Source organism: Nocardioides sp. (assembly GCF_031397825.1).
Lineage (GTDB): Bacteria > Actinomycetota > Actinomycetes > Propionibacteriales > Nocardioidaceae > Nocardioides.
Genome location: NZ_JANNML010000177.1, coordinates 1 through 14,433, shown reverse-complemented (window position 1 = coordinate 14,433; position 14,433 = coordinate 1). Strand labels below are relative to the sequence as shown.

The window sequence follows — 14,433 nt, the reverse complement described above, 5'->3', positions numbered from 1 at the left end:
GGGCTCGAGGAGCGCCAGCGACGAGGCGTCGAGACCCCGTAGGCCGGGGAGCGGTCTCCTCAGCTGCCGAGGGTCTCGCCGGTGGGCAGCTGGAGCTCGCCCTCGGCGCCGGCGCCGTCGACGAGCAACGTGCAGCCGGTGGTGGCGATCGAGCAGGAGAAGAGGTCTGCGCTCGGGTCGTCGGCCTCGAGCGCGATGACCCGCACCGTCTCGTCGTCGGCCCACTCGTAGACCGTGGAGAAGAAGTAGGACGTCGGCATGCTGGGGGACAGGGCGTTGCCGTTGAGGCCCACGACCTTCACGAGCTCGCTGTCAGGGGCGTACATCGTGGCCAGCGGCGACAGGACGCCGTTGCCCTCCATGACGGTGCCGTTCAGGACGTCGGGCAGGGGCCGGGCCGACGCTCGGGACTCCCCGACCTCCACGCCCTGGTCGCCGTAGAACGCGAGGACCCCGTCCTGCACGTCGATCAGGTCGAAGCCGTTGCGGGCATCCGCGTCGATGACGTCGACCTCCCCGGTCACGACGGAGACCGCCACGGCGCCGCGCCGGTCGCGCCAGTAGGCCGTGTCGCCGTCGAGGGCGTAGAAGTAGGCAGGGTCGGCCTCGTCGGCGAGGTCGCCCATGCCGGGCTCCGTGCCGGAGGAGTCCTCGAGCACCCTCTGCCCGTCCTCCTGGTCCAGGACCACGAACGTCGGGCGCTTGCCGGCTCGGTCCACCCAGCCGACCACGGTGCTGTCGTGGTCGCCGACCAGGCGGGGGCGTTCGGCGTCGACGGAGCCGACCTCCGTGGTCTCGCCGTCGACGACGGAGAGCACGCGCCCGTCGGCGTCGGCGACGACGTAGCCGACCGTGGTCTGCACGAAGGCCCGGATCGTGACGCCGAGGTCCAGCTCGGCGGGCCCTGCGTGCAGCACCGAGCCATCGGCCCAGGACACGATGTCGAGCGGCAGGGCGACGGAGTCCCGTCCGGACGCCGCGTCGGGGGAGCCGTCGTCGGTGAGAGCGGGCACGACGAGTGCGGCCGTGACCGCCAGCGCGGCGAGCGAGCCGCCGAGGGCGGCACCCCGGCGGCGGCGTACGCGTCGGTCACCGGCACGCACGAGCACGTCGAGGTCGGGGGTCGGGAAGTCCACGTCGGCAGCGCGGTCGTGGAGCAGGTCTCGGAGCTTCTCGGTCATCGGTTCACCACCAGGTCGGTCAGGGGGAGGAGGTCGGCGTCGTCGCCGAGGTGCTCGCGGAGCTTGGCGATGCCGGCTGACACCTGGCTCTTGACCGTGCCGACGGCACAGCCCATCGCCTCCGCGGTCTGGACCTCGGTGAGGTCCTCGTAGTAGCGCAGCACGATCGCGGCGCGTTGCCGCGGGGGCAGCTGCTGCAGGCCTTCCCAGAGCCACTGGCTCTGGGTCACCGAGTCGGCGTGTCCGCCGTCGGCGCTGGCAGGCAGGGACTCGGAGGCGCGCTCGTGGCTCCAGCTCTTGCGGCGGAACCACGAGATGGCGGTGGTCGTGATGGCCTTGCGGCAGTAGGCCTCGGCGTTGCCCTTGTCACGCAGTCGCGGCCACGCGGCATAGGTCTTGACCAGCGCCTCCTGGACCAGGTCCTGGGCGAGGGCCCGGTCGCCGACCATCAGGTAGGCCGCGCGGTGCAGGGCGCCCGAGCGCCCGGTCACGAACTCGGCGAACTCGTCTCGTCGGGTCATGGTTGCTCCTTCGTCATGCTCATGCCCACCAGACGAGGTGGGTCGGACGAAAGGTTCGTCGGGTCCTCGCGCCGGTCAGGAGCCGAGGACCCGGCGCAGGTAGCCGTTGGAGAAGACGCGGTCGGGGTCGAGCCGGTCGCGCATCGCGAGGAAGTCGTCGAAGCGGGGGTAGAGCGCCGCCAGCCCGTCGGCCTGCCGGGTGTGGACCTTGCCCCAGTGGGGGCGGCCGCCGTGGGCGCGCATCACCTGCTCCATCAGGGAGAAGTACGCCGTGTGGTCGGCGCGGCGGTGCGTGTGGAAGGCGAGGTAGAACGACTCGCGTCCGCTGGCGGTCGACAGCGGGACGTCGTCGGCGGGGGCGACCCGGATCTCCACGGGGAAGCTGATCGCCAGGTCGGAGGCGTCGAGGGCGGCCCGAGCCTCGCGCAGCGCCGACAGACCGGCCTCGCGCGGCACGGCGTACTCCATCTCCTTGAAGACGACGTTGCGCTCGGTGGTGAAGACCCGGTGGGCCACGTCGCTGTAGGTGCGCGCACCGAGCATCCGGGCGTTCATCCGGTTCATCCGGGGGATGATGCGAGGGGCCCGGTTGGCAGCGGCGGTGAGCAGGCCGAAGGCCTTGTTGGACAGGAGCTCGTCGTCGACCCAGGCGCGGGTGCGCGAGAGGGGCCTGGCCGCGCCGAGGTCGTCGGCGAGCCGGTCGTTGCGCTTGGTCAGCATCCGGTCGGAGTGGGGGAACCAGTACATGTCGACGTGGTGGCTCTCGGCCACCATCTGGTCGAAGGAGCCGAGCGCCTCGTCCCAGCGCATCGGCCGCTCGGTGGCCTCGAGGAGGAAGAGCGGCTCCACGCGGAAGGTGATCGCGGTGAGGACGCCGAGGGCACCCAGACCGATGCGCGCGTGCTCCAGGACGTCGGGGTTCTCCTCGGCGCTCGCCCGCAGGACCTCACCGGTGCCCGTGACCAGCTCGAGCCCCACGACCTGGGCCGCCAGGCTCGCGGCGACGCCACCGGTGCCGTGGGTGCCGGTCGAGATCGCGCCGGCCAGCGTCTGCTCGGCGATGTCGCCCATGTTGTGCAGGCTCAGCCCCAGGCCCTCGAGGGTGGCGTTGAGCACCTTAAGCTGGGTGCCGGCCAGGGCCGTGACGGTCATCGCGTCCCGGTCGACGGCGAGGATCCCGCTGAGCGACTGCGGCAGCAGCATCGTGTGCTCGGGCGCGGAGATCGCGGTGAAGCTGTGCCCGGTGCCGACCATCTTCACGGTCGCGCCCTCGGTGCGCGCGCGGTGCACCTCGGCGACCACCGCAGCGGTGTCGACGGGCTGCGCCACCCGTTGCGGGCGAGCGCTCGCGAGGCCCGACCAGTTCACCCACTCAGTCACGTGTCACCACCACGGGGACCACGGTAGTCCGGATCGTCTGCGCTGCCAGGAGCGCGAGCAGACCGCCGGCGACGGGGACGAGGTAGGCAGCGGAGGCTCCCTGGGTGTCGATCACGACGCCGGCCAGGGCCGCGCCCGGTGCGACCCCGGCGACCAGGCCGGTCTGGAGGAAGGCCATCCCCTCGGTGAGCCGCGACGGCGGCAGCACCTTCTCCGAGAGCGACATGGTGGAGATCAGGGTCGGGGCGATCGCGAAGCCGGCCACGAAGAGGACCCCGCCCATCAGCACCATCGAGTCGATGAAGAACAACGGGATCATCGCCACCGTCATGGCTCGCGAGCCCCAGCGCAGCCGGACCTCCGGGCCCCGGCGCCAGGTGACCGCTCCGGTGAGGACACCGGCGATGAGGGAGCCGGCGGCCCACAGGGCGAGCAGCACCCCGGCGTAGGCCTTGGCCCCGCGCTCCTCGGCGAACGCGACGGTGGCGACCTCGGCCGCACCGAAGAGGAGGCCCAGCGCCGTCGAGACCACCGTCAGCGGGACGAGCGTGCCCCAGGGGATGCGGGGGCGGTCGACGCCCGGCTCGGGGCGCCGGTGCGTCGGCGGCTCCGTGCGGCGCTGGGCCGCGAACGCGTAGGTGCCCAGCACGCCCGTCACCAGGGCGGTGGTCAGACCGGCGACCGGGTGCACGGCGGTGGCCAGCACGGTGACGAGGATCGGGCCGGTGATGAACACGGCCTCGTCGGCCACCGCCTCGAGCGCGAAGGCCGTCTGGAGCTCGTCGGGCTCGCGCGTCGCGTGCGACCACCGGGCTCGCACGCAGGTGCCCACCGACGGGAGCGAGGCGCCGGCCAGCGCCGCCAGGGCGTAGGTCACCAGGATCGGCCAGTCGGACCCGACCGACCACATCAGCAGCGACAGGGCGACGCCCCAGACGGTGATCACGACCGGCAGCACCCGCGACTGCCCGACGCGGTCGATGAGGCGGCCCTGGAGGATCGCGAAGAACGCGTTGGCCAGCAGGTGGGCGGCCGACACCGCGCCTGCGACGCCGTAGGAGCCCGAGGCGTCCTCGACGAGCAGCACGATCCCGAGGCCGACCATCGAGATCGGCAGGCGCGCCACGAGACCGGTCGCGCTGAAGAGGGCGGTGCCGGGGCGGGCGAGGATCCGACGGTAGGTGGTGAGCATGGGAGGTTGAGGGTAGGTCCATACGATGGGGGAGTGCCCAATCCTGACTCGTCGGCCCCCGTGGCCGCCCCCGACGCCGCCCCCTACGACGCCCTGCTCCTGGTCTCCTTCGGAGGCCCTGAGGCACCCGAGGACGTCGTCCCCTTCCTCGAGAACGTCACCCGTGGTCGCGGCATCCCGCGCGAGCGCCTCGAGCAGGTCGGCGAGCACTACTACCTCTTCGGCGGCAAGTCGCCGATCAACGACCTCAACCGCGACCTGCTGAAGCGGATCGAGGCCGACCTGGCGGCCGCGGGCATCGACCTCCCGGTCTACTGGGGCAACCGCAACTGGGACCCCTACCTCAAGGACACGCTGGCCCGGATGGCCGCCGACGGCGTCACCCGCGCGGCCTGCTTCGTCACCAGCACCTACTCGTCGTGGTCGAGCTGCCGGCAGTACCGCGAGAACCTCTACGACGCCGTCGACGGCCTCGAGGGAGCCCCGCAGCTGGACAAGCTGCGCCACTACTTCAACCACCCGGGCTTCATCGAGCCGATCGTCGACGCGACGCTGGCCTCGCTCGCCGAGCTGCCCGAGGACGTCCGTGCCAGTGCCCACCTCGCCTTCGTCACGCACTCGATCCCGCTCACGATGAACGACACCAGCGGTCCCGAGGGCGGGGCCTACGTCGACCAGCACCTCAGCGCCGCCGAGGAGATCGCCCGCCAGGTGTCGCTCGAGACCGGCGTCGAGCACCCCTGGGAGCTGGTCTACTGCTCGCGCTCCGGAGCACCGCACATCCCGTGGCTCGAGCCGGACGTCAACGACCACCTCACCTCCCTCACGGAGGCCGGCGCGCCGGCCGTGGTGATGATCCCCAGCGGCTTCATCTCCGACCACATGGAGGTCATCTACGACCTCGACACCGAGGCGCTCGCGACCGCCGAGGAGCTGGGGCTGCCCGCGCGACGTGCCGCGACGCCCGACACCGACCCGCGCTTCGTGGCGATGGTGCGCGACCTGCTGCTGGAGCGGGCCACCGCCGAGCGCGGCGAGGACGTCGTGCGCACCAGCATGGGCCGCCTCGACGCCCGGTGGGACCGGTGCCCGGTCGGCTGCTGCGCCAACCCGCGCGCCGACCGACCCGCCCTCTGCGGGGAGGCATGACCGACGAGCTCGCCGACCTGGCCCTCGAGGCCGCCCGCCTGGCCGCCGACCTGATCCGCGGCCGCAGGGCCGACGGCGTCAGCGTGGCGGCCACCAAGACCAGCGACGTCGACATCGTCACCGAGGCGGACCGGGCCGCCGAGACGCTGATCCGCGACACGATCCGCGCCCGCCGGCCCGACGACGCCTTCCTCGGCGAGGAGGGCAACGACGAGGAGGGCACCACGGGGGTCAGGTGGGTCATCGACCCGATCGACGGCACCGTCAACTTCCTCTACGGCCTGCCCAACTACGCCGTCTCGATCGCCGCCGAGAGGGACGGGGAGGCCGTGGCCGGCGTCGTGCTCAACGTCGTCACCGGCACCGAGTACGTCGCCCGCAGCCAGGACGGCCACCTGGTCGCCCTGCGCGACGGGCGACCGATCGGCGTACGCGGGCAGGCGCCGCTGTCGCACCGGCTGATCGCCACGGGGTTCTCCTACGACCGGGAGGTGCGGGTGCTCCAGGCGCAGGCCGCGAGCCGGCTTCTGCCGCACATCCGGGACCTGCGTCGGCTCGGCTCCTGCGCCCTCGACCTGTGCCTGGTCGCCGACGGGTCGCTCGACGGCTACGTCGAGGAGGGCGTCAACCTGTGGGACCACGCAGCCGGCGGGCTCATCGCCCGGACCGCAGGTGCGACCACCCGGCTGGGCGCGGGCGTGGGCGGCATGACGCTGCTCGTCTGCGGCCCTGCTCACGGCTTCGAGGAGCTGCACGCCGCCGTCATCGACGCCGGCTTTGGCGCGCCTGTCACGATCACGGGGCGCGGGGAATAGCAGCAGTTCACCTGACGTTCCCCGGACCTATCGCCGGATCGGCCTTGGCGGGGTCGGGGCGATGGTGCACAATCTGGCCCGCCAGACACAGCCGAAGGGAGTGAGCGACGCATGGCTACTGACTACGACGCACCGCGCAAGAACGAGGAAGAGCAGTCAGAGGAGAGCATCGAGGAGCTCAAGGCCCGTCGCCACGACAAGAACTCGGGCAAGGTCGACGAGGACGAGGCGGAGGCCGCCGAGGCCTTCGAGCTCCCCGGGGCCGACCTGTCGCACGAGGAGCTCGCCGTCGAGGTGAAGCCGAAGCAGGAGGACGAGTTCACCTGCATGAGCTGCTTCCTGGTCCACCACCGCAGCCAGCTGGCAAACCCCAAGAAGATGATCTGCCGCGACTGCGACTGAGGCCCCGCCTCCCGGCGGTCCGACTCGCTAGGAGACCGGGGTGGGCTTGCTCGCGTCCTGGCCGTCCTTCTCCAGGCCCGGCGGCAGGTGCCCCGTCGACCGCGCGTAGTAGTGCGCCGCCTTGCGGGTGGCCAGCATCCGCGCCACGGCGATCAGCGTGCCGCTCACCGTCGCCCAGGCGACGGCCTCCCAGATCTCCACGTCGGGGTCGGCCGGGTTGGCGGGCGGGTTCTTGCCCGTCGCGGCCTTCCAGGAGGTGTTGAGCCCCTTCTTGGCGACCGCGGCCGCGCCGAGCGCGGCAGCGAGCGAGAAGACGGACCAGATCTTGGAGCTGTCGGAAGCCATGCCCCAACCCTAGCCAGAGGTCGTGTCGCGCCGTCGGGGTGAGGTGCGGGTGAGGGCGTCGAGGGCCGACACCAGGCGCTCGGGGTGCCGGGTGCTGAGGAGCCAGTAGGGCGTGGGGTCGGCCGGGTCGTGCAGCGAGATCTTGACCGAGCGCTTGAGGTAGGGGCGCAGCAGGAGGAAGGCGCGGACGTCCGCGTCGCGCCCCGCCGTACGACGGGTGGCCTCGGCGTCCAGGGCCACCGCGACGCCGAGGTGGCGGGCGTCGATGGACGCGCGGCCGGCCCGCAGGACCCCGTCGCGCACGGAGATGTGGGCGGACCCGAAGGAGATCAGCGCGGCAGAGAGGAGCAGCATCGCCACGGCCGTGATCACCCAGGAGAGCAGGCCGGGCACGGCGACGACGAGGGCCAGCCAGAGGCTGGCGACCAGCATCGTGCCCTGCACCCACCAGCGCAGGGGGACGCCGAGGCGCTCGCTGTAGGAGGTGGTCTCGGCGGTGCTGCTCACGGGACAAGTCTCCACTAGGGTCCCAGCGTGCTCACGCCCGACCCGCTCGTCCCCGCGCCACCGACCGTGCTGGCGACCGTGCCGGCGACCGTGCCGGTGGAGGTCGTCCGGCTCGACGCCGACCTCCCGCTGCCGTCGTACGCCCACCCCGGCGACGCCGGAGCCGACCTGCTCACGACCGTGGACGTGACGCTCCGGCCGGGGGAGCGGGCGCTGGTGCCGACCGGGATCGCGATCGCGCTGCCGGCCGGCTTCGTGGCGCTGGTGCACCCGCGGTCGGGCCTTGCTGCCCGCCACGGTCTCTCGATCGTCAACACCCCCGGCACCGTGGACGCGGGCTACCGCGGCGAGATCAAGGTGCTGCTCATCAACCACGACCTCGCCGAGCCGATCGAGCTGCGACGCGGCGACCGGATCGCGCAGCTGGTGATCCAGCGCTTCGAGCGGGCCGCCTTCACGGAGGTCGGGGAACTCCCCGCCAGTGTGCGAGGAGAGGGGGGTTACGGTTCTACTGGTGGCTTCGGCCGCCCCACACCTCGAGGAGACAGTTCGTGAAGTTCCGCCGCAAGTCCGACGTCGACACCACCACCGAGGCGGTGGAGGACGCGACCGACGAGGTGAGCGTGCCGGCGGGTCCCTTCGACGCCGAGGAGCTGGCCGACGACGGGATCGACCGGGTCGACCTGGGCTCCCTCGTCCTCACCCCCGAGCCCGGCCGCGAGCTGCGTCTCCAGGTCGACGAGGCCTCGGGCAACGTGCAGTCGGTCGTGCTGGCCGGCGCCGACGGTGCGGTCGAGCTCCGTGCCTTCTCCGCGCCCCGCAACGGCGACCTCTGGGCCGACGTGCGCCCGCAGATCGCCGCCGACATGGAGTCGCGCGGCGGCACGGCCACCGAGCGCGAGGGCCGCTTCGGCACCGAGCTGCTGTGCCACATCGTGATCCAGCAGCCCGACGGCACCAAGGGTGCCCAGCCCTCGAGGATCATCGGTGTCAACGGCTCCCGCTGGCTGCTGCGCGCGACCCTGCTGGGTCGCCCGGCCATCGACCCCGAGTCGTCGGCCGCCTGGGAGGAGACGATCGCCAAGGTCGCCGTACGCCGGGGTGCTCACGCGATGCCCGTCGGCGAGGCCCTGCCGGTGGTCATGCCCGAGAACGCCCGTCGCGTCGAGCCTCCGACCGCCTGACGACCGGGGCCGACGATGAGCAAGCTGCGCCGCACGATCAGCAAGTGGGCCAACAACGACGACGCCCACGCCCGCGACCTGCGCAAGACCTACAGCGGCGGCGTCGGCGTCGACTGCATCGTCGACGCACCCGACCGTGAGGTCGTCCGGCTGCGCGGCACGCTGCGCACGGTGACGCTCCGGCCACGCGGCGGGGTGCCGGCCCTCGAGGCCGAGCTCTACGACGGCACCGGGGTCATCACCATCGTCTGGCTCGGTCGTCGGCGGATCTCCGGCATCTCGCCGGGACGCTCCATCCAGGTGCAGGGCCGCATCGGCGCCCATGACGGGGTGCGGATCATCTACAACCCGCGCTACGAGCTGATGCCGTGACCGAGCAGCCCCAGCCGTCGGTCGCGACGGTCGAGGAGGTCGTGCGCACCCAGCTGTCCAAGGCGCTGGGTGGCCGACGCGGGATGGTCGAGGCGGCGGTCCCGACGCTGATCTTCACGGTCATGTGGCTGAGCACCCGCGAGCTGGTCCTGGCCCTGGTCCTCAGCATCGCCGCGGCCGTGGCGATGCTCGTGGTGCGGCTGGTCCAGCGCTCGACCACGCAGTTCGTGCTCAACGCGATCTTCGGGATCGGCATCGGCTGGCTCTTCGTGCGGATCGCCGCCAGTCGGGGCGGCAGCGAGGACGAGCAGGCGCTGGCCTACTTCCTGCCCGGGCTGATCTACAACTCCGGCTACACCGTGCTGCTGGGCTTCACCTGCCTGATCGGCTGGCCCCTGGTGGGCTTCATGGTCGGCAGCGTCACCGGCGACCCGACCGCCTGGCACGCCGACCGCCAGGTCGTGCGGCTGTGCACCAAGCTCACCTGGCTGCTCGCCCTGCCGTGCGCGCTGCGCGTGGCCGCCCAGGCGCCGGTGTGGTTCGCCGGCCGGTCCGGTGCGATGGACGCCGACACGGCCATCGCGGTCCTCGGCGTCATGAAGGTCGGACTGGGCTGGCCCCTCCAGCTGGCCGCGCTCGCCGCGATGGTCTGGCTGCTCTCGCGCAACGTCACCCCGGTGGCGTCGACGCGGCTCGAGCCCGGTCAGTCCCCGACGTAGGTCAGGTCGACGCCGGCGCCGCCGGGGAGCAGGCCCCCGGCGACGCCCGGATCAGCGGCAGGTGCTCGACATCGACGTCGAGCGCCCAGTCGTGGGTCTCACCCGTGCGTGCCCGGCGCCAGCAGGCGCTCGAGCTCGTCCTCGCCGACGTCGGGCACGACGAACAGCAGCTCGTCGCCGGCCTCGACCGGCTGCTCGGGGTCGGGCACGTAGACCTGGCCGTCGCGCAGGATCGTGACCAGCGCGCAGTTGTCGGGCATCGGGATGAGCCCGCTGGGCTTCCCGACGTAGGGCGAGTCGGCCGGCAGCGTCATCTCCACGAGGTTGGCGTTGCCCTGGCGGAAGGTGAACAGCCGGACCAGGTCCCCGACCGTCACGGCCTCCTCCACGAGCGCCGACATGATGCGGGGGGTCGACACGTTGACGTCGACTCCCCAGGCCTCGGTGAAGAGCCACTCGTTGTTGGGGTGGTTGACCCGACCGACCGTGCGCGGCACGCCGAACTCGGTCTTGGCCAGCAGCGAGGTGACCAGGTTGGCCTTGTCGTCGCCCGTGGCCGCGATGACCACGTCGCACTTGTCGAGACGGGCCTCCTCGAGCGACGACAGCTCGCAGGAGTCGGCCAGCAGCCACTCCGCGTCCGGCACCCGCTCGGGGTGGATGGAGCCGGGGTTCTTGTCGATGAGGAGGACCTCGTGACCGTTCTGGATCAGCTCACGCGCGATGGAACGTCCCACCGCGCCGGCTCCGGCGATCGCAACTCGCATGTCCTACGACTCCTCGGGTCCGCGTTCGATGACCTGGTAGGCGTGAGCAGCGTTCTCCTCGCGCATCACCAGGTGGAGCAGGTCGCCCTCCTGGATGACCGACTCGCGCGTGGGCAGCATCCCCTCGCCGAGACGGTCGATCCAGGCGATGCGGCTCCGGGACTGCTCCTGGAACGCGATCGTCCGGTGACCGATCCAGGGCTCCTGGACGGGGACCTGGTCGAGCCGGATGGTGCCCGACGGGTCGCGGAAGTCGGGCTCGGCACCCACCGGCAGGATCCTGCGCAGCACCTGGTCGGCCGTCCACTTCACCGTCGCGACCGTGGTGATGCCGAGGCGCTGGTAGACCTCGGCGCGGCCGGGGTCGTAGATGCGGGCGACGACCTGCTGGATCCCGAACGTCTCGCGCGCGACCCGCGCGGCGATGATGTTGGAGTTGTCGCCGCTGGAGACGGCGGCGAACGCGTCGGCGCGGCGGATGCCGGCCTTCTCGAGGACCTGCTGGTCGAAGCCGTAGCCGGTCACCTTGTCGCCGTTGAATCCGGGCCCGAGGCGTCGGAACGCGTCGGGCTCGCTGTCAATGACAGCCACGGTGTGGTTGCGGTCCTCGAGGCTGCGGGCGAGGGTCGAACCGACCCGGCCACAACCCATGATCACGACGTGCACGACGTCACCGTACTCGTAGGTGTTGCGTGCCGTACTGTTGCGGCTCGTGGGTGTCGGCGACGTCTCTAAACGAATCCTCCTGGGACGCAAGCTGCGGAGCTCCCAGCTAGGGGAGACCCTTCTTCCCAAGCGGATCGCGCTCCCCGTCTTCGCCAGCGATGCGCTCTCCTCGGTGGCCTACGCCCCCGACGAGGTCTTCATCATGCTGTCGCTCGCCGGCGCGGCGCAGTACGTCTGGTCGTGGAAGATCGCCATCGCGGTGGCCCTCGTCATGGCTGCCGTCATCGCGTCCTACCGGCAGACCGTGCACGCCTACCCCAGCGGTGGCGGCGACTACGAGGTGGCCACGGTCAACCTCGGCGTCAACGCCGGCACCACGGTCGCCAGTGCCCTGCTGGTCGACTACGTCCTCACGGTCGCGGTCTCCATCTCCTCGGGTGCGCAGTACGCCGCCTCGGCCATCCCCGCGCTCAGCGGCCACGAGGCGGTCTTCGGCTCCGTCCTGGTCGTCGTGCTGATGGCGATGAACCTGCGTGGCATCCGGGAGTCCGGGACCTTCTTCGCGGTCCCGACGTACCTCTTCATGGTCGCGATCCTCGGCATGTGCCTCTTCGGGCTGGTGCGACTGGCCCTCGGCACGCTGCCGGACGTGGAGAGCGCCGGGCTCTCGATCACCCCCGAGCCGGGGCTCGATGGTCCGCTCACGACGTTCGCGCTGCTCTTCCTCCTCGCCCGCGCGTTCTCCTCTGGCTGCGCGGCCCTGACGGGTGTCGAGGCCATCTCCAACGGTGTCCCGGCCTTCACACGGCCCAAGAGCAAGAACGCCGCCACCACGCTGCTGCTGCTCGGCGTCATCGCCATCACGATGATGGTCAGCGTCATCGTGCTGGCCCGGCAGATGGGCATCCGCTATGTCGACCCCCACGACCTCGACCGCCTGACGCGCAACGGCGAGCCGCTTCCCGAGGGCTACGACCAGCACACCGTGATCGCCCAGATCGCCGACGCGGTCTTCAACAACTTCCCGCCGGGCTTCTACCTCGTGGTCACCGTCACCGGGATCATCCTGGTGCTCGCCGCCAACACCGCCTTCAACGGATTCCCCGTGCTCGGCTCGATCCTGGCGGCCGACGGCTTCGCCCCGCGGGCGCTCGGCTCGCGAGGCGACCGGCTGGCCTACAGCAACGGCATCGTCTTCCTCGCCGTGATGGCGATCATCCTGATCCTCGCCTTCGACGCCGAGGTCACCCGCCTGATCCAGCTCTACATCGTGGGTGTCTTCGTCTCCTTCAACCTCAGCCAGCTCGGGATGATCCGGCACTGGACGCGCCACCTGGCCAGCGAGACCGACCCGGCCAAGCGGGCTCGGATGATCCGCTCGCGGGCGATCAACGCGATCGGCCTCACGTTCACCGCGGTGGTGCTGGTGATCGTGCTTGTCACCAAGTTCCTCGAGGGTGCCTGGATCACGATCCTGGCGATGCTCTTCTTCTACGCCGTGATGAAGGGCATCAAGATCCACTACGACAAGGTCGCCGAGGAGCTCGCCGCCGACGACGAGGACAAGGTCATGCCCACCCGGGTGCACGCGATCGTCCTGGTCTCCAAGCTGCACAAGCCGACGCTTCGCGCCCTGGCCTTCGCCAAGGCCACCCGGCCCAACGTGCTCGAGGGCGTCTACGTCGCGACCGACTCCGACGCCACCAACCGCCTGCTGGAGGAGTGGGACGAGCGCCGCATCGACGTGCCGCTCAAGGTGCTGCACTCGCCCTACCGCGAGCTGATCCGCCCGATCGTGGAATACGCCACCGAGATCCGCAAGGCCAACCCGCGCGGGGTGGTCGCCGTCTACATCCCGGAGTACGTCGTGGGTCGATGGTGGGAGCAGCTGCTCCACAACCAGACCGCGCTGCGGCTCAAGGGCCGTCTGCTGTTCACCCCCGGCGTCATGGTCACCTCCGTGCCCTACCAGCTGCGGTCCTCCGAGATCGCCCGCGAGCGTGAGCTGCGCGAGGACACCCGGGTGCGTCCCGGTGACCTGCGTCGTGGCAACGTCGATGACCGCTCCGACCGCTCCGACCGCCAGATCCCCCGATAGAGGACCTTCCATGACACGCCAGTCCAGCCGCCGACCCCGCCACGGCCAGACCCGGCAGAGGCAGAGCCGCGGCGCCAGCATGGTCGGCCAGCGCTTCGAGGCCGAGGTCGGCCCCGTCGCCCACGGCGGCCACTGCATCGTCCGGCTGCCCGAGCCGGTCTCGCGGGTGGTCTTCACCCGTCACGCCCTTCCGGGCGAACGGGTCGTCGTCGAGATCACCGAGGGCACGGAGGGCGACCGCTTCTGGCGTGGCGACGCCGTCGAGGTCCTCGAGGCCTCGCCCGACCGGGTCCCTGCCCCGTGCCCGGTGGCGGGACCCGGGCTGTGCGGTGGCTGCGACTTCCAGCACGTGACGCTCAAGCGTCAGCGCTCGCTCAAGGCCGACGTGGTGCGCGAGCAGCTCAAGCGCCTCGCCAAGCTCGACGTCGAGGTCAAGGTCGAGGCCGTCCCCGGCGATGTCGGTGGACTGCACTGGCGCACCCGCCAGCGCTACGTCGAGCTGCCCGACGGCAAGAGGGGCATGCGCAAGCACCGCTCGCACGAGGTCGTCGAGATCGACGAGTGCCTGCTGGAGGCGCGCGAGCCCAGCGACCACGTCGTCGGTCCGCACGCGTTCATCGTCGAGGACGACGGCTTCTGGCAGGTCCACCCCGGGGCGCCCGGCGTGCTGGTCGACACCGTGATGGACATGCTCCAGCCGCAGCCGGGCGAGCGGGCGCTCGACCTCTACGCCGGCGTGGGGCTGTTCGCGCGGTTCCTGCTCGACGCGGTGGGGGAGACCGGTCGCGTGGTCGCCATCGAGTCCGACCCGACCGCCTCGCAGCAGTCGCGCGCCAACGCGCCGGGCATCAAGACCACGGCCGGTCTCGTCGACCGCGTCCTCGCGCACGACTACGACGAGCCCTTCGACCTGGTCGTCCTCGACCCGACCCGTGAGGGCGCCAAGCGGGCGGTCGTCGAGCAGGTCGTCGACCGCGCCCCCCGGGCCGTCGCCTACGTCGCCTGCGACCCGGCAGCGCTGGCTCGCGACGTGGCGATCTTCGCCGAGCACGGCTACGAGCTCACGAGGCTGCGTGCCTTCGACCTCTTCCCGATGACCCACCACGTGGAGTGCGTGGCTCTGCTGGAGAAGCGC

17 protein-coding genes are annotated in these 14,433 nt (G+C 71.4%); 9 read left to right on the top strand and 8 right to left on the bottom strand.

What is annotated here, in order from left to right; all coding sequences use genetic code 11:
- Nucleotides 1-59: 59 nt before the first annotated feature.
- The 4 genes from RMN98_RS15265 to RMN98_RS15250 all read right to left on the bottom strand — a co-directional run bounded on the left by RMN98_RS15265 (nucleotide 60) and on the right by RMN98_RS15250 (nucleotide 4,274).
- Nucleotides 60-1,181, bottom strand: coding sequence for a hypothetical protein (locus RMN98_RS15265; RefSeq protein ID WP_309649672.1), 1,122 nt, complete (start codon nucleotides 1,179-1,181; stop codon nucleotides 60-62).
- Complete coding sequence (locus tag RMN98_RS15260) at nucleotides 1,178-1,702, bottom strand: SigE family RNA polymerase sigma factor (RefSeq protein ID WP_309649671.1); 525 nt, start codon at nucleotides 1,700-1,702, stop codon at nucleotides 1,178-1,180. Before RMN98_RS15260 ends, RMN98_RS15265 begins: the two co-directional genes overlap by 4 nt.
- 75 nt (nucleotides 1,703-1,777) lie before the next feature.
- The gene (locus tag RMN98_RS15255) at nucleotides 1,778-3,082 is read right to left on the bottom strand and encodes a D-arabinono-1,4-lactone oxidase (protein ID WP_309649670.1); all 1,305 of its coding nucleotides are present in this window, start codon (nucleotides 3,080-3,082) and stop codon (nucleotides 1,778-1,780) included.
- The gene (locus RMN98_RS15250) at nucleotides 3,075-4,274 is read right to left on the bottom strand and encodes an MFS transporter (RefSeq protein WP_309649669.1); all 1,200 of its coding nucleotides are present in this window, start codon (nucleotides 4,272-4,274) and stop codon (nucleotides 3,075-3,077) included. Before RMN98_RS15250 ends, RMN98_RS15255 begins: the two co-directional genes overlap by 8 nt.
- 33 nt (nucleotides 4,275-4,307) lie before the next feature.
- Here RMN98_RS15250 and RMN98_RS15245 point away from each other — a divergent pair, with 33 nt between their 5' ends.
- The 3 genes from RMN98_RS15245 to RMN98_RS15235 all read left to right on the top strand — a co-directional run bounded on the left by RMN98_RS15245 (nucleotide 4,308) and on the right by RMN98_RS15235 (nucleotide 6,640).
- Entirely contained in the window at nucleotides 4,308-5,423 is a 1,116-nt protein-coding gene (locus RMN98_RS15245) for a ferrochelatase (RefSeq protein ID WP_309649668.1), read from the top strand.
- Nucleotides 5,420-6,238, top strand: a complete 819-nt coding sequence (locus RMN98_RS15240) for an inositol monophosphatase family protein (protein ID WP_309649667.1) — start codon at nucleotides 5,420-5,422, stop codon at nucleotides 6,236-6,238. The genes RMN98_RS15245 and RMN98_RS15240 overlap by 4 nt, the downstream gene beginning before the upstream one ends.
- Nucleotides 6,239-6,349: 111 nt before the next feature.
- Complete coding sequence (locus tag RMN98_RS15235) at nucleotides 6,350-6,640, top strand: DUF4193 domain-containing protein (protein ID WP_309649666.1); 291 nt, start codon at nucleotides 6,350-6,352, stop codon at nucleotides 6,638-6,640.
- Nucleotides 6,641-6,667: 27 nt separating this feature from the next.
- Here the strand turns inward: RMN98_RS15235 and RMN98_RS15230 are convergent, their stop codons facing one another.
- Nucleotides 6,668-6,985, bottom strand: a complete 318-nt coding sequence (locus tag RMN98_RS15230) for a DUF4235 domain-containing protein (RefSeq protein WP_309649665.1) — start codon at nucleotides 6,983-6,985, stop codon at nucleotides 6,668-6,670.
- 9 nt (nucleotides 6,986-6,994) lie between these two features.
- Complete coding sequence (locus RMN98_RS15225) at nucleotides 6,995-7,492, bottom strand: DUF3093 domain-containing protein (RefSeq protein WP_309649664.1); 498 nt, start codon at nucleotides 7,490-7,492, stop codon at nucleotides 6,995-6,997.
- A 78-nt stretch (nucleotides 7,493-7,570) separates the two neighbouring features.
- On the opposite strand from RMN98_RS15225, the gene dut reads away from it, so the two are divergent.
- From dut to RMN98_RS15205, 4 genes are read left to right on the top strand one after another with little or no spacing between them, the layout of a single operon-like run.
- The gene (gene dut / locus RMN98_RS15220; protein WP_309649674.1) at nucleotides 7,571-8,047 is read left to right on the top strand and encodes a dUTP diphosphatase; all 477 of its coding nucleotides are present in this window, start codon (nucleotides 7,571-7,573) and stop codon (nucleotides 8,045-8,047) included.
- Entirely contained in the window at nucleotides 8,044-8,676 is a 633-nt protein-coding gene (locus tag RMN98_RS15215; protein ID WP_309649663.1) for a DUF3710 domain-containing protein, read from the top strand. Before dut ends, RMN98_RS15215 begins: the two co-directional genes overlap by 4 nt.
- Before the next feature lie 15 nt (nucleotides 8,677-8,691).
- Nucleotides 8,692-9,048 carry an OB-fold nucleic acid binding domain-containing protein gene (locus tag RMN98_RS15210; RefSeq protein WP_309649662.1) on the top strand — a complete coding sequence of 119 codons (357 nt, stop codon included), beginning with the start codon at nucleotides 8,692-8,694 and terminating at the stop codon, nucleotides 9,046-9,048.
- Nucleotides 9,045-9,767 (top strand): DUF3159 domain-containing protein, encoded by a 723-nt coding sequence (locus RMN98_RS15205; RefSeq protein ID WP_309649661.1) that lies wholly within the window; start codon nucleotides 9,045-9,047, stop codon nucleotides 9,765-9,767. The genes RMN98_RS15210 and RMN98_RS15205 overlap by 4 nt, the downstream gene beginning before the upstream one ends.
- 98 nt (nucleotides 9,768-9,865) lie before the next feature.
- Here the strand turns inward: RMN98_RS15205 and RMN98_RS15200 are convergent, their stop codons facing one another.
- Together RMN98_RS15200 and RMN98_RS15195 are read right to left on the bottom strand one after the other, a co-directional pair.
- Nucleotides 9,866-10,534: a TrkA family potassium uptake protein gene (locus RMN98_RS15200; protein ID WP_309649660.1), complete on the bottom strand. Its 669-nt coding sequence runs from the start codon at nucleotides 10,532-10,534 to the stop codon at nucleotides 9,866-9,868.
- 3 nt (nucleotides 10,535-10,537) lie between these two features.
- Nucleotides 10,538-11,185, bottom strand: a complete 648-nt coding sequence (locus RMN98_RS15195) for a potassium channel family protein (protein WP_397209765.1) — start codon at nucleotides 11,183-11,185, stop codon at nucleotides 10,538-10,540.
- Between the two features lie 61 nt (nucleotides 11,186-11,246).
- On the opposite strand from RMN98_RS15195, the gene RMN98_RS15190 reads away from it, so the two are divergent.
- Both RMN98_RS15190 and RMN98_RS15185 read left to right on the top strand, forming a co-directional pair.
- Nucleotides 11,247-13,298: an APC family permease gene (locus RMN98_RS15190; RefSeq protein WP_309649673.1), complete on the top strand. Its 2,052-nt coding sequence runs from the start codon at nucleotides 11,247-11,249 to the stop codon at nucleotides 13,296-13,298.
- A gap of 10 nt (nucleotides 13,299-13,308) precedes the next feature.
- A partial coding sequence (locus tag RMN98_RS15185) for a TRAM domain-containing protein (RefSeq protein ID WP_309649658.1) occupies nucleotides 13,309-14,433 on the top strand: 1,125 nt, incomplete at its 3' end.

Excerpts from the sequence above, each read along its gene's own strand:
- RMN98_RS15265 (WP_309649672.1), bottom strand. The coding sequence starts at position 1,181 with ATGACCGAGAAGCTCCGAGACCTGCTCCACGACCGCGCTGCCGACGTG.
- RMN98_RS15260 (WP_309649671.1), bottom strand. The coding sequence starts at position 1,702 with ATGACCCGACGAGACGAGTTCGCCGAGTTCGTGACCGGGCGCTCGGGC.
- RMN98_RS15250 (WP_309649669.1), bottom strand. The coding sequence starts at position 4,274 with ATGCTCACCACCTACCGTCGGATCCTCGCCCGCCCCGGCACCGCCCTC.
- RMN98_RS15240 (WP_309649667.1), top strand. The coding sequence starts at position 5,420 with ATGACCGACGAGCTCGCCGACCTGGCCCTCGAGGCCGCCCGCCTGGCC.
- RMN98_RS15235 (WP_309649666.1), top strand. The coding sequence starts at position 6,350 with ATGGCTACTGACTACGACGCACCGCGCAAGAACGAGGAAGAGCAGTCA.
- RMN98_RS15230 (WP_309649665.1), bottom strand. The coding sequence starts at position 6,985 with ATGGCTTCCGACAGCTCCAAGATCTGGTCCGTCTTCTCGCTCGCTGCC.
- RMN98_RS15210 (WP_309649662.1), top strand. The coding sequence starts at position 8,692 with ATGAGCAAGCTGCGCCGCACGATCAGCAAGTGGGCCAACAACGACGAC.
- RMN98_RS15200 (WP_309649660.1), bottom strand. The coding sequence starts at position 10,534 with ATGCGAGTTGCGATCGCCGGAGCCGGCGCGGTGGGACGTTCCATCGCG.
- RMN98_RS15195 (WP_397209765.1), bottom strand. The coding sequence starts at position 11,185 with ATGGGTTGTGGCCGGGTCGGTTCGACCCTCGCCCGCAGCCTCGAGGAC.